Annotated in this window: 12 protein-coding genes; 10 read left to right on the top strand and 2 right to left on the bottom strand. The window is 59.8% G+C overall.

Features of this window, described 5'->3' with window-relative positions; all coding sequences use genetic code 11:
- Nucleotides 1–18 precede the first annotated feature (18 nt).
- The 9 genes from KVO92_RS19410 to KVO92_RS19370 all read left to right on the top strand — a co-directional run bounded on the left by KVO92_RS19410 (nucleotide 19) and on the right by KVO92_RS19370 (nucleotide 11,167).
- Nucleotides 19–456: a low molecular weight protein-tyrosine-phosphatase gene (locus tag KVO92_RS19410; RefSeq protein ID WP_217477140.1), complete on the top strand. Its 438-nt coding sequence runs from the start codon at nucleotides 19–21 to the stop codon at nucleotides 454–456.
- 15 nt (nucleotides 457–471) lie between these two features.
- Nucleotides 472–2,682, top strand: a complete 2,211-nt coding sequence (locus KVO92_RS19405; protein ID WP_217477139.1) for a polysaccharide biosynthesis tyrosine autokinase — start codon at nucleotides 472–474, stop codon at nucleotides 2,680–2,682.
- A gap of 179 nt (nucleotides 2,683–2,861) precedes the next feature.
- A complete protein-coding gene (locus tag KVO92_RS19400; protein ID WP_217477138.1) occupies nucleotides 2,862–3,926 on the top strand; it encodes a glycoside hydrolase family 5 protein in 1,065 nt (354 codons plus the stop codon).
- 338 nt (nucleotides 3,927–4,264) lie between these two features.
- Nucleotides 4,265–5,521 carry a hypothetical protein gene (locus tag KVO92_RS19395; RefSeq protein ID WP_217477137.1) on the top strand — a complete coding sequence of 419 codons (1,257 nt, stop codon included), beginning with the start codon at nucleotides 4,265–4,267 and terminating at the stop codon, nucleotides 5,519–5,521.
- Entirely contained in the window at nucleotides 5,481–6,365 is an 885-nt protein-coding gene (locus KVO92_RS19390) for a glycosyltransferase family 2 protein (RefSeq protein ID WP_217477136.1), read from the top strand. Before KVO92_RS19395 ends, KVO92_RS19390 begins: the two co-directional genes overlap by 41 nt.
- The gene (locus KVO92_RS19385; RefSeq protein ID WP_217477135.1) at nucleotides 6,355–7,116 is read left to right on the top strand and encodes a WecB/TagA/CpsF family glycosyltransferase; all 762 of its coding nucleotides are present in this window, start codon (nucleotides 6,355–6,357) and stop codon (nucleotides 7,114–7,116) included. Before KVO92_RS19390 ends, KVO92_RS19385 begins: the two co-directional genes overlap by 11 nt.
- 154 nt (nucleotides 7,117–7,270) lie before the next feature.
- Nucleotides 7,271–8,302, top strand: coding sequence for a GDP-mannose 4,6-dehydratase (gmd, locus tag KVO92_RS19380; RefSeq protein WP_217477134.1), 1,032 nt, complete (start codon nucleotides 7,271–7,273; stop codon nucleotides 8,300–8,302).
- A gap of 292 nt (nucleotides 8,303–8,594) precedes the next feature.
- On the top strand, nucleotides 8,595–9,509 hold the full coding sequence (locus KVO92_RS19375; protein WP_217477133.1) for a GDP-mannose 4,6-dehydratase: 915 nt from the start codon (nucleotides 8,595–8,597) through the stop codon (nucleotides 9,507–9,509).
- A 569-nt stretch (nucleotides 9,510–10,078) separates the two neighbouring features.
- Nucleotides 10,079–11,167 (top strand): polysaccharide biosynthesis/export family protein, encoded by a 1,089-nt coding sequence (locus KVO92_RS19370; protein WP_217477132.1) that lies wholly within the window; start codon nucleotides 10,079–10,081, stop codon nucleotides 11,165–11,167.
- A gap of 146 nt (nucleotides 11,168–11,313) precedes the next feature.
- On the opposite strand, the gene KVO92_RS19365 is transcribed toward KVO92_RS19370, so the two are convergent.
- Nucleotides 11,314–11,502 carry a hypothetical protein gene (locus KVO92_RS19365; RefSeq protein WP_217477131.1) on the bottom strand — a complete coding sequence of 63 codons (189 nt, stop codon included), beginning with the start codon at nucleotides 11,500–11,502 and terminating at the stop codon, nucleotides 11,314–11,316.
- A 255-nt stretch (nucleotides 11,503–11,757) separates the two neighbouring features.
- Here KVO92_RS19365 and KVO92_RS19360 point away from each other — a divergent pair, with 255 nt between their 5' ends.
- The gene (locus tag KVO92_RS19360) at nucleotides 11,758–12,801 is read left to right on the top strand and encodes a hypothetical protein (protein ID WP_217477130.1); all 1,044 of its coding nucleotides are present in this window, start codon (nucleotides 11,758–11,760) and stop codon (nucleotides 12,799–12,801) included.
- Nucleotides 12,802–12,872: 71 nt separating this feature from the next.
- On the opposite strand, the gene KVO92_RS19355 is transcribed toward KVO92_RS19360, so the two are convergent.
- Complete coding sequence (locus tag KVO92_RS19355; protein WP_217477129.1) at nucleotides 12,873–13,499, bottom strand: DUF5074 domain-containing protein; 627 nt, start codon at nucleotides 13,497–13,499, stop codon at nucleotides 12,873–12,875.
- Nucleotides 13,500–13,503 lie beyond the last annotated feature (4 nt).

The following is a 13,503-nucleotide window of genomic DNA, read 5'->3' as shown; positions in this document are numbered from 1 at the left end:
GCTGAGAGGCTAAGCGACATGTTTCAGAACATATTGATTGTCTGTGTCGGCAACATCTGCAGAAGCCCGGCGGCCGAAGCGATGCTGTTGCACAGACTCCAGGGAAAAGGGCTGACCATCAGCTCGGCAGGTATAGGTGCACTGGTAGGCAACCCTATGGACAAAACCGCACATGAAGTGCTGACCGATCACGGGCTGGAACACCGAGCCCACCGTGCTCGGCAGGTTGACAGCGACATGCTGCACCAGGCGGACCTGATCCTCGCCATGGAGCAGAGTCACATCCAGCATATTCGCCAGATGGCCCCCGAGGTCCACGGCAAGACCTTCCTGATAGGCAAGTGGCTGGATGACATGCAGATTCCCGACCCTTTTCGTCAATCCAAACCCGCATTCGAACATGTTCACAGCCTTCTGATGCAGTCCGTCGAAAGCTGGCTTCCTTACCTGAAATAAGAAGAAGGAACTTCAATGACCACCATGCCCCGCCCCATATATGAAACCAAAGAGGAAAAGGACATTGACCTTGCCCACCTCTTTGACACCTTCATCAACAACCGCGCCCTGATCCTGACCATCACAGGATTCTTCGCTGCCCTGGGTGTCGCCTATGCGTTGCTGGCGACACCGGTGTACCTGGCGGGCGCGATGATTCAGATCGAGCCGAAAAACGGGCTGCCCAGCCTGACCGACGTGGTCAACACGACCCCGGCGGTATCACCGGCGCAGACCGAGATCGCGCTGCTCAAGTCGCGCTCCGTCGTCGGCGGCACGGTCGAGGCGCTGAATCTCGACATCATCATCGAGCCACACCACTTCCCCCTGATCGGCGGCTTTATCTATCGCCAGTTCGAACCGTCCACCGAGGGTGAGCTGGGCTGGTACCCCGAAGGGTTCGAATCCTACGCCTGGGGCGGCGAATCCCTGCGCGTGACGCACCTGATCGTGCCGGACCAGATGCACGGGGAAGAATTGACCCTGGAAGCCGCAGAGAACAATGGTTTCATCCTTCGTGACCCCGATGGCGAAGTGGTAGCCCAGGGCGTAGTCGGCGAGCTGGTCGAAACGCCGGACTACGCCATTACCGTCAGCGAACTCAACGCTCGACCCGGCACCACGTTCACGGTCATCAAGAACCGCACCTACGCGACCACCGAGGATTACCGTAACCGCCTGTCGGCCGGTGAGCTCGGCAAGCAGTCCGGCATCATCACCGTGACCCTCGAAGGCACCGATCCGGACAAGGCCATCGAAGTGCTCGAGGAAGTCGCGCGGCGTTATGTCGACCAGAACATCGCCCGCAATGCGGCCGAAGCGACCCAGAGCCTGGAATTCCTCAATGAGCAGGTGCCAGAAGTCCGCAAGAAGCTCGATGCGGCGCAGACGGCCCTGAACAAGTACCAGACCGGCAACCGTTCCGTGGATATCACGGCCGAGACCCAGTCGGTGCTCGATCGCATCGTCGATCTGGAAAAGCAGATCTCCGAGCAGAACCTCAAGCGCACCGAGATGGAGCGCCGCTTCACCCGTCAGCACCCGAATTTCCAGGCGCTGATGAATCAGATCAACCAGCTGAAGAGCCAGAAAGCCGAGCTGGAGAAGCAGATCGGCACGCTGCCCTCGACCCAGCAGGAACTGCTGCGTCTGACCCGTGATGTCGAGGTGTCGTCCGAAACCTATGCGATGCTGCTGAACAAGACCCAGGAACTGGACATCATCCGGGCCGGCACCGTGGGCAACGTTCGTATCGTCGACCACGCCGATGCCGACATCGACGACCCGGTCAAGCCGAACAAGCCCCTGATCGTCATCGCCGCTACGCTGCTCGGCGTCATCCTGGCCACGGTCTTCGTCTATGTTCGCGAAGCGCTCAAGCGTGGCGTGGAAAACCCGGAGGAAATCGAGCGCTCCGGCATCCCCGTGTACGCTGCTATTCCGTTCAGTGAAAAGCAGGGCGCGTTGGAAAAACGCCTGGCCAACTACAAGCGCGACAAGAGCAGTGCCTCTTACCTGCTGACGATCAACGACCCAGCCGATCTCGCGACCGAAGCCATGCGCAGCCTGCGCACCAGCTTGCACTTCGCGATGATCGAGGCCAAGAACAACATCCTGATGATCACCGGCCCCAGCCCGGGCGTGGGCAAGTCCTTCGTGACCAGCAACCTGGCTGCCGTCATCGCGCAGTCGGGCAAGAAGGTACTGCTGGTCGATGCGGACATGCGCAAGGGATACCTGCACAAGGTCATGCGCTGCCAGGGCGAAAAAGGCCTGTCGGACATCCTCTCCGGCCGCATCACGCTGTTCGACGCCATTCAGAAAACCCAGCTCAACAACCTGCACGTGATCGCCCACGGTCAGCTGCCGCCGAACCCATCCGAGCTGTTGATGCACGAGAACTTTTCTCGCTTCGTCAAGGAAATCAGCGGCATGTACGACATGGTGATCTTCGATACGCCGCCGATCCTCGCGGTGACCGATGCCGCGCTGGTCGGCAGTCAGGCGGGCACCACCATGATGGTGACTCGCTACGGCCTGAACGGTGTCAAGGAGATCGAATTCGCCAAGCGCCGTCTCGAGCAGAACGGATTGCTGGTCAAGGGCGTTATTTTCAACGCCGTGGTGCGCAAGGCATCGACCTACAGCGAATACGGTTACTACCAATACGACTATCAGAGCAAATAAGCGCCCTGGCACGGCTTCCCGACATGCGCGGCATGTCGGGAGCGCTGGCAATGCTCGCCTTTCCCTGATTGACGACTCGCCCGCCCGCGCCGGGCAGGCGGACCGTTCGCATCCGTCATACAGCGCCCCTTCTGATCTCGCTTCGCGAGAGTGAGCCGTTGGGTATCAAGGTAATCACTATGGCACGTCGCATTCTTTTGCCTCTGTCCACTACGACGATACGGTTGCTCGCTGGCGTGGCACTGGCCGGCTGTGCTGTGCTGGCGCAGGCCCAGCCCAGCGAGAAAAGCAGTGGTATCGACCTTATCGGCATCAACCTGTCGGCAGCCAACTTCGCCCCACATGTTACGCCCGGCAAGCTCGGCACCCATTATTTCTACCCGGATGAAAAATACTTCGCCTATTACGCGCAAAAGAACATTCGCCTGATCCGCTTTCCCTTCATCTGGGAACGGCTGCAGCACGATCTGGACCTGGGCCTCAACTTCGATCAGGTTCGCCTGCTCGAGCGCACGCTCGATTACGCGGCCAAGTACGATCAGAAAGTCATCCTCGACATGCACAACTACGCCCGCTACAAGGGCAAGTTGATCGGCTCGGGCAGCGTGCCCTACGAAGCCTACGCGAATGTCTGGCGCAAGCTGGCGGAGCGCTTCAAGGGCCACCCCGCTCTACTGGGCTACGACATCATGAACGAGCCCCACTCCACCAAAGGACTCTGGCCGGCAGCGGCCCAGGCGGCCGTGGATGCGATTCGCCAGGTCGACATGGAGACACTGATATTCGTCGAGGGCGACCGCTGGTCCAGCGCTTTCCACTGGCGCAAAGTCAACGAAGACTTCCTGCTCGATGATCCGGCGAACAAGCTCGTCTACGAAGGCCACCTGTACCTGGACAAGGACTTCTCCGGGCGTTACGCCGACGATGAGTCCGTCGATCCGATGCTGGGCGTAGAGCGTGCCAGACCCTTTATCGAGTGGCTGCAACAGCACAATCTCAAAGGGTTTCTTGGCGAGTACGGCGTTCCAGCGCACTCCGAAACCATGCTGGTCGCGATGGACAATCTGCTCGGCTATCTCAATGAGCACTGTGTGCCCAGCGCCTACTGGGCCGGCGGACCAGGCTGGGGCAAGTATGTCCTGGCTATCGAGCCCATCGAAGGCAAGGACCGGCCGCAGATGGACGTGCTGCAACGACACATTGGCAACGACTGCACAGGCTATGGACCGTCGCCACGTCGGTAACCGGAACCCTCCTCGGGCTAAGCCAAGCGATCGCTCGGGAAACAGGTGTGAAGCTCGTCTGAAATTTATCGCAATTGCACGAACGGCACGCAACCCAGCCACTTAGCCGTTGTCCAACGCTTCGACCAAGCATCGGCGGGTTTAATACGAGTGGAACTCGAACGACCCGAAGGTATCGAAAGCGTCGCTTGCCACGATCGCCCCGGATTCGCTGCACTGCCGGGGCAGCAACTCACTGCATAGCGGCGCACCGAAGGTACCGGCATGGCAATGTGGAATGGCTTGAGTTTGTTGCGGCGCAGTTGATCAGGAATGGAAAAGCACCAAGGACTCAGGGGATGACAAACATCAGCTCGAAATTATTGTTTTTGCCGTTGACCGTGCTGGCGCTCATGCTGCATTTCTCCGTGTTCGGAGACAGTACGCACAACCCCGTCGGATTCAAGTTTCTCAACGAGGCCTACCTGGCGGTCTGCCTGGGCGGCGCGCTACTGCTTGTACTCGCAGCGGCCGAGGATGCCGCCAGGGAGTACCGCGTCTTGATGTATTACGCGTTGTACAGCTTCGCCGTGTTCACCGTGCTGCCGGCGATATTCGCGTACTACACCTACGGCCAGCCGATCGCATACGGTCTGATCGAAGAAAGGCGCATCCTCTTCGCATTCGGGTTCGTCCCGCTGCTGCTGCTCGCCAAGCGCCTGACCACGCGCCAGTTCGAGCATTCGATCCTGTACGCCGCGTTGATCGCTGCGGTCCTGTCCTGGAGCTTCAAGTTCGGCATGCTGCCTGATCTGCGCACGGAGCAGACAGCCTGGGATCGCCCGGATCGCTCATCGATCGGCCCGTTCCTGCTCTGTTTCGCCTACTTCTATTGCATCCAGATCTGGGCGAAAGGCAAGTCACCGATCAGCGGCGAAACGCGACAGCGCAACCTCTACCTCATCGTGGCGGCCATTCTGTTGCTGACGCTGGTTTTCGCCACCCAGACGCGCCAACTCATCGTGCTCTGCCTTGCGTTCACGCTGTTCTGCCTGCGAGCAAAAGCGATCGTCTGGGCGGCTTCGCTGTGTGTGCTGTTGTCCCCATTCTTCTTCTACCCGGAACTGCTCCAGACACTCGGCCTGAACATCGAGTTCTACCAGAACAGCCTGGAAGGCGATGTCGACGATGGCGTGCGCCCCTACACCATCGCTGCGATCTTCAGGCACCTGGACCTGGTCAACTGGCTGCCCAGCGGTTCGCTGTCACTGATGTGGCAGGACGGCTTCATCCCCTACTTCGGCGAACATTTCTTCCTCTCCGACGTGGGGTTCATCGGAACCATGTTCCGCTTCGGATTTCTGACCTTCCTCGTGGTGCCCGTGTCGCTGTTCGTCTATCAGCGCATCGCCCGCAACATCAACCCGGATATGGGCTTCAACTACGCCGTCATGCTGGCGCTGTTCGTGATCTGGCCGCTCAGTGGCCTGTTCGAATATGCGCAGCCAATCGTCGTGATGCTTTTCGTTATACATGCCCTCCGCGCACGCCATCTTCGCAGCAAGGAACGAGTACATGAACGTCGCACTTATTCTCAACTACAAAGCTGCTACTGAAACTATCAGCTGTGCTGAGAGCCTGCTCGAACATTGTTTGACGATCGACCATATCGTCATCGTTGACAATGACTCCCAGGACGGCTCCGATCGCGCTTTGCAGCAATGGCTCGATGAAAAGCCTTCGGCCAAGGTCACGTTGCTCTGCAACCCCGAGAATAATGGCTATGCGGGCGGTAATAACTACGGCTTGCGCTGGGCGATGGAAAACCTCCAGCCCGAATACTTCTGGGTTATCAACAACGATACCTATGTCGACAGCGATGCCTTTTCGCCGTTGCTCGAAGCGTTGAAGCGCGATGACCGGCAGTTCGTGGGTTCCCTGGTATTGAGTGCCGACACCGGGCGCCTGGAGTGTTATGGCGGAGGCAAGTTGTACCCCATCCTCGGCAAGGCCCGCCTGCTGGGCAAGAACCAGAGCGTCGATGCACTCCAACACCAGGCGCCGCAACTCGACCCGGACTACATCATGGGTTGCAGCCTCGCCTTTTCAGCCGCGCTGACCAAGGAAATCGGTCTGATGGATGAAAGCTACTTCATGTATTTCGAAGAAGTGGATTGGCAATACCGCGCCAGACGTTTTGGAATTTCCATCCAGGTAGTTCCGCAAAGCCGCCTGTTTCACTATGGCTCGCTCAGTCTCGGCAACCGCTCGGCTTTTTATCATTACTATCGCAACCGCGCAGCCACTCGCTTCAACAAGCGATTCTACGGACCGGTTTTCGCACTTGTTTCCGCATTCCTGCTTTCGGCTGTTACCACACTCAAGGAATTCAGAAATCCCGCCCTCGCCTGGTCGGGAATCAAGGGCGCCTTCAAGGGAGTAGCAATGAGTGTCAAATGATACTAGTGCGTTCGGAATAGATTTTTTTTCCGGCAATAAAAAGACGTTATTGAGCTACATCCGTGAGGGCGTCAAACAACCCTATTCGTTTGTAGTAACGCCGAATGTCGACCACCTCGTTCAACTCGAGCACGACGAGGCGCTGCGCGATGCCTACGCCAAGGCGCGCTGGAGGCTATGTGACAGCCGTATCCTGCTGTCGCTCCTGAGCCGCCTGGGCGTGCATCTGGATGAGGCGATCCCCGGCAGCGACCTGACCCTGGACCTTCTCAAATGGGCCGACGAAGAGCAGCTGCGTGTGGTGCTGATCGGCTCGCTGGAAAGTGAAGCCGACAAGCTGCGAGCGATCTACCCCGGTATCGAGCTCTATCACTACAACCCGCCGATGGGGTTTATCAAGAAGCCTGACGAGGTGCAGCGTTGCCTGCAGTTCGTTCGTGAAAACCCATCGGAACTGGTCCTGTACGCCGTGGGAACGCCACGCGGGGAAATCCTCGCGGCCGCGACCCAATCGCACGAGCGCACCGGTATGGGCTTCAGCATCGGCGCGTCCATTTCCTTCGCGACCGGCACGATCAAGCGCGCGCCGAAGTGGATGCGTGAATACAAACTCGAATGGCTGCACCGCATGTGCATGGAGCCGCGCCGGCTGGCCAAGCGGTACTGGATCGACGCGCTTTATATCGTGCCCGCTTTTTTGCGGGAAAAGAGCGCCAGGCATAAAGCCAGTCCGGCCAAGCAGCAATCCTGACCGGCTGGCAAAACCGCCATCGGGACATGCCGAACCCGGCCGTTCAGGTGGCACCACTGCGTTTACGAACGGTGCTTCGCTGTTTCCCAGAGCCCTGTGCCAGGCGTAGCGAAGCAACGGCAACTTGAAAACCTAACCTTGAACAGGGAAGAGAATGAAAGCGATCATCACGGGTATTACAGGGCAAGACGGCGCCTATCTGGCCGAACTTCTGCTGGAGAAGGGCTACACCGTATATGGCACGTTTCGTCGTACCAGCTCGGTAAACTTCTGGCGAATCGAAGAGTTGGGCATCGACAAGCATCCCAACCTGCATCTCGTTGAATACGACCTCACCGATCTCTCCTCCAGCATCCGGCTGTTGGAAAGCTCCGGCGCCACCGAGGTATACAACCTCGCCGCGCAAAGTTTCGTTGGCGTGTCGTTCGAGCAACCGCTGACCACCCTGGACATCACCGGCGCGGGCGCAGTGAACCTGCTGGAAGCCATCCGCATCGTCAATCCGAAGATTCGCTACTACCAAGCGTCCACCTCGGAGATGTTCGGCAAGGTCCAGGCCATCCCCCAGATCGAAACGACCCCGTTCTATCCGCGCAGCCCCTACGGCGTCGCCAAGCTCTATGCGCACTGGATGACGATCAACTATCGCGAGTCCTACGACATCTTCGGTTGCAGTGGCATCCTGTTCAATCACGAGTCACCGCTGCGTGGCCGCGAATTCGTGACCCGCAAGATCACCGACTCGGTGGCCAAGATCAAGCTGGGCCAGCTGGATGTGCTGGAGCTGGGCAACATCGACGCGAAGCGTGACTGGGGTTATGCCAAGGAGTACGTCGAGGGTATGTGGCGCATGCTGCAAGCCGATGAACCCGATGTCTTCGTACTGGCGACCAACCGCACCGAAACCGTACGCGACTTCGTGACCCTGGCCTTCAAAGCGGTCGACACCGAGTTGCAGTGGGAAGGTACTGGCGAACAGGAACAGGCGATCGACGCAGCGACCGGCAAGGTCGTCATGCGGGTCAATCCCAAGTTCTATCGTCCTGCTGAGGTGGACCTGCTCATCGGCGATCCGCAAAAGGCCAAGGACGTGCTGGGCTGGGAGCCGAAGACCACGCTGGAGCAGCTGTGCCGGATGATGGTCGACGCAGACCTGCGTCGCAATCAACAGGGCTTTTCCTTCTGACGGCTTCGGCCTGACGATCGATGGCACCGCGCCGGAGACGAGCTGCCGGGCTGTGCATCACCTTCGTGGTGCGCACCGTGCACGCGCTTCTGTGCGTGGTCTGCCAGTGGTACCGCGCGGAGCCTGCCTTCGGACTCCGCTGCGTTTTTTTTTCAGATCCAACGAATGAAGATGCGGCGCGAACAGTAGCCTCATAGCTTGTCGGGCAGCCGTAACCAGGACGCAACATCCCATGCCTATACCTGGAATGGAGCGCTCCACTGAAATTGGAATTCATCCTATCGGGAAGATCATGCGCAAAGTGCTGATTACCGGCGTCACCGGGTTTACCGGCCGCTATATGGCAGAAGAACTCGCAGCCCACGGCTACGAGGTTCACGGCCTCAGCTATCGTCGCCCCGTAGACGAGCTGCCTTCGGCGGTTTCGGCCATTCACTGCTGTTCGCTGAATGATGCCGAGACCCTGCGAACGCTGTTGTTGGAAATCCGGCCGACCTATGTGGTGCATCTGGCTGCGGTGTCTTTCGTCGCGCACACCGATGCGGACGCCATCTACAACGCCAATCTGCTCGGGACGCGCCATTTACTCGAGGCACTACGGGTCACCGCCACGGGCGTCGAAGGTGTGCTGCTGGCCAGCAGTGCGAACGTCTACGGCAATGCGACCGAAGGCGTACTGGACGAGTCCTCCCCCTTTGCCCCGGCCAACGACTATGCCGTGAGCAAGGCGGCCATGGAGTTTCTGGCGAGACTGTATGTCGGCAGGTTGCCACTGATCATCACGCGGCCGTTCAACTACACCGGCATCGGCCAGGCCGAACAATTTCTCATCCCCAAGATCGTCGCGCACACACGTCGTCGTGCCGAGGTCGTCGAGTTGGGCAACCTGGATATCGCACGCGATTTCTGCGACGTACGCCAAGTCGTCCAGGCTTACAGACGCTTGCTCGAAACACCCGCAGCCATTGGCGAAACCGTCAACATCTGTTCGGGCTCGGCATACACGCTGGAATACGTGCTGCAGCAGGCCGCGGCCATTTCCGGCCATCGTCTGGAAGTCCGGGTCAATCCGGCATTCGTGCGCAGTGCCGACGTCAAGAACCTGTTCGGCTGTCGAACGAAGCTGGACTCGCTCATAGGCGATCTTCCCCAGATCGAACTGCGCGAAACCTTGCGCTGGATGATCGAAAACCCGACGTCCAACTGACCGGGCCCTCGTGATTTTCAGTAGTCATGGCGGCCTGGCTGGCCGCCTTTTGCATACCCCCTGCCCTTCCGATCGACCGTCGCAGCGTCGCCCTCGGTGCTCGAGACGCCCGGTTTTCAGCTATTTGAACGACAAGCGGGTGGCCCCCTGAACGCGGCCAATGTTGCTCAGCCAGCGCGCTAGACAGGCTCGGCTGACCAACCCGCCAGCCCGCATCCAACACCGCCGCGATTTATGCGCACCGCCTTGAACCCCAATGAAACGGAGCGGTCTATGGCTACTGTGAGCAGCAAGGCACCCGTTCCGAGGCCTGCGAAAGGCGTGGACGGGTTGAGCGAATTGAACAATGACTCACACGGAACGGTCCTCAGATCTATCTCGGAGACGTACTGCTTCCAGCGCTTTGCGGTAGCAACAACAGGAGCAGCGAAATGAATCGTCCACACGCGCTTTCGAACTGATCACCCATCGGTTGCAGCGGACGAATCCATCAGCTCGCTCCTTCAGCTAAAAGTGAATCCCGCCGTTTCACTTCGTAAAAACAACTATTCCGTCAAGGATGAAGAACCATGAAACCAATATTTGCTCTCGCTTTCTCTTCCGTTCTGGCGCTCCAGGGATGTGTGTTTTCGCCCGGTCAGTACCTTGACCCGGATGAGTTCAAGGACGGCGCGAAATCGCAGGACGGTAACGTACAGCTGATCCGCATCACGCCTGAAATCCTGAAAGGCGAACTGTCTTCCGACCGGGGCACCTCCAGCAAACAGGAACTGCTCGATTTCAAACCCGAAGCCTACCGCATCGGCCCAAATGACCTTCTCTACATCACCGTCTGGGATCACCCCGAGCTGACCGCGCCGTCCGGCCCGCAACAGCAGCTGGACGCCAACGGCCGCCTGGTCCGCCCGGATGGCACCCTGTTCTATCCGTACATCGGCAACATCGAAGCAGCTGGCCGCACCATCGAAGAGCTGCGCGCCCAGATTGCTCGTCGCCTGGCCAACTACATCGACAGCCCGCAAGTTGACGTCGCCCTGCTGCGCTATGGCAGCCAGCGCGTCGTACTGTCGGGTGCGTTCAACACCGCCGGCGAGGTGCCTGTCACCACCGCCCCGATGACTCTGGTCCAGGCCATTGGCCAGGCCGGCGTCGATACCGCTACGGCTGACCTGTCCGGTCTGATCCTCAAGCGCGACGGTCGCGAGTACATGCTCAATCTCGACGACCTGAACCGTCCGGATTCCTGGCTGAACGACGTGTATCTGAAAGATGGCGACCAGCTTCACCTGCCCTACAACGATCAGAAGAAGATCTACGTACTGGGTGAGGTTACTCAGCCACAAGCGGTCAACTTCAAGGCCTCGAGCTACAACCTGATGGACGCGATCGGCACGGCCGGCGGCATTCGCCAGGACACCGCCGATGGCGAAGCGGTCTACGTGATCCGCGGAGCGGAAAACATTGCCACCGAGCCGGCCAAGGTATTCCAGCTGAACGCTGCCTCGCCGACCGCCTTTGCGCTGGCCAAGAGCTTCCCGCTGCAGCCGCAGGATGTGGTCTTCGTCGGGCCAGCAGGGATCACTCGCTGGAACCGCTTCATCAGCCAACTGCTGCCGTCGGCTACTGTGGTCGGCACCGGTGCCGCGTTCAACCGTTGATCGCATGACACCGCTCAGGTCGATACCGGCCTGACAACCAAACCGCAGCCCTCCCTCGGATGGCTGCGGTTTTTGCATTTCAGGCCAGGCAGACCGCTGTGGCTTGGCGTACGACGAACGCCGTTTTTGCAAGCCGCCGTGCACCGCTACTCGGTTGGAATGCTCGGATCGTCTTCGAACAGATCGATGTCTTCGTCGCTGAGCTCGGGGTCTTCAGGATCCGACATGGGCGTGTCGTTAATGCTCGCGACATCAGGATCTCCAGGCAGCACGGTATCCGCGTCCGAATCGTTTGCGGCCAAGACCGCGGTGTCCACCATGATTTCGCCTTGCATGCATCACCTCGCAACGAGGCCCTGGTGGCCCCTACCGATATCGAACGGTGGCCGGACCATTCGTGCACGCCGATGGTCGGCGCGATGAGGCTGCTCCGCTTCACCACCTCGCCACGTGCCGGCGCGGTACTAATACCCGGCCCGCGGCCATTTGATCCCTTCGGTCTATTTCGAGGCAGCGGCAACTCAACAACACTCTCATTGCTTCGCTTCTTTGGTGTACGGAGCCCTATCCACTGAGCATGGGAGATTCCAATGTCCAAGATGACGCCTCTCGCTGCCACCCTCCTGTTGGTGATAAGCGGCAATCTCATGGCCAATGAGCATGTGGCAGAGATCGAACAGATCGGCACCGATAACGTGGCGCAGCAGATACAAAGCGGGACGATGCAGCAATCCTTCATTCGCCAGAACGGCACGGCCAACGATGCGTTGACCGATCAATCGGGCAATGCGGGAGAAGGCAGTCTGGCGCGCATCGAGCAGAACGGCGTGCAGAATGTCGCCGAGATCTACCAGGTCCATGCGAGCGCCTCCGGCCTCGGCAGCGCGGAGATTTCACAGTCAGGCGACTCCAATGCCGCACGCCTCGAGCAACTCCAATACTCGGGAGACCTCGCCGCCAACGCGACGGTCCGCCAGGAGGGCAGCGGCAACCTGCTCGATGCCCGGCAGACCTGGGTCAACAACCAGCTGGAGGTGGTTTCCCTTGGGCAGGGCAACACCGTGCAGGTCGAGCAAACCGGTTTCAGCACGGCGGACGTCCAGCAGACCGGCACCGCGAATCTGGTGCAGTTGCAGCAATTGAGCTCGGGCCTCGGAGGCGGGACCGCTACGGTCGAGCAGGACGGCGTCGCCAACCAGGCCGATATTCAACAAACGTCGGGACGCTACCCCGCCGGTGATGTCATCCTCCATCAGTCCGGCACCGCCAACCTCGCCCAGATCAGCGCTGGCGACGGCTACAGCACGCTGAACTATGCCCAGCGGGGCACGGGCAACGAGCTGACCGCCCATTTCGCTGGGCACGGCTCGCACATCGACGGTTATTCGGAGGGCATCGACAACCAGGTCACGGTCACACAGGTCGGTGATGACAACCGTCTGGATATCGCACAGATCGGCTCGAGCAACCTGATCGACGCCTATCAGGGCTTCCATAACCATGAAGCGCTGATCAGCCAGTCAGGTGACGCAAACCAGGCGAGTCTGCGACAGGAGACGCTGACCTACGAGGGTGCTTCGGCCAGCATCGTCCAGAATGGCAGCGGCAACCTGGCCAACGTCATCCAGCAATGACGGCGGCCCCGGCAGGATGAACGAGCCGGAAAGCCCAGCGGTGGGCTTTCCGGCGCTCAAGCAGGCCGACGCTAGCGCGGACGCTGGACGGCCCTGACTTTACCGCTGCCACCGCCGCCGCAGAAGAAACCGCCGTTGCCGTCGTATTCGAGCCCCGACACACCGATTCCCTCAGGCATTTCCACTGTGTTCAGCACTTCTCCGGTCGTCGGGTCGATGTGCCTCAGCTCGCTCTCGCCCTCTTCCCAGACGCCATGCCAGAGATCACCCTCCGCCCAGGTAACCCCTGTGACGAAGCGGTTGGACTCGATGGTGCGCAGCACCGTGCCGGTCTGCGGATCCAGCTGGTAGATCTTGCGACCGCGATACTGCCCCACCCACAACGACCCTTCCGCCCACGCGAGCCCCGACGCATCGTCAGGGGCCGGAATCGAGGCGAGCACAGCCCCGGTTTGCAGGTCGAGTGTCTGGATGCGATCGCCCGCGATCTGGTACAGGTGCTGGCCGTCGAACGCCGTACCGGCGTCCGCACGGGTCTCGAGCGAGCGCTGGGTCTGGCCATTGGCCGGGTCCAGCGCGTGCAGTTTTTCTCCGCTCGCAAACCAGACATGACGCCCATCGAAGCTGACGCCGTGCACGCTGTCGACCTCCGCAAAAGGCCCGTATTCGCGAGTGATCTGAGCTACTGATCGTTTCATTGCG

Origin of the sequence: Stutzerimonas stutzeri, assembly GCF_019090095.1 — a bacterium.
Classification (GTDB): Bacteria; Pseudomonadota; Gammaproteobacteria; order Pseudomonadales; family Pseudomonadaceae; genus Stutzerimonas; species Stutzerimonas stutzeri_AN.
The sequence above is the reverse complement of the archived record's forward strand: the minus strand, read 5'-3'. Positions and strand labels throughout refer to the sequence as shown.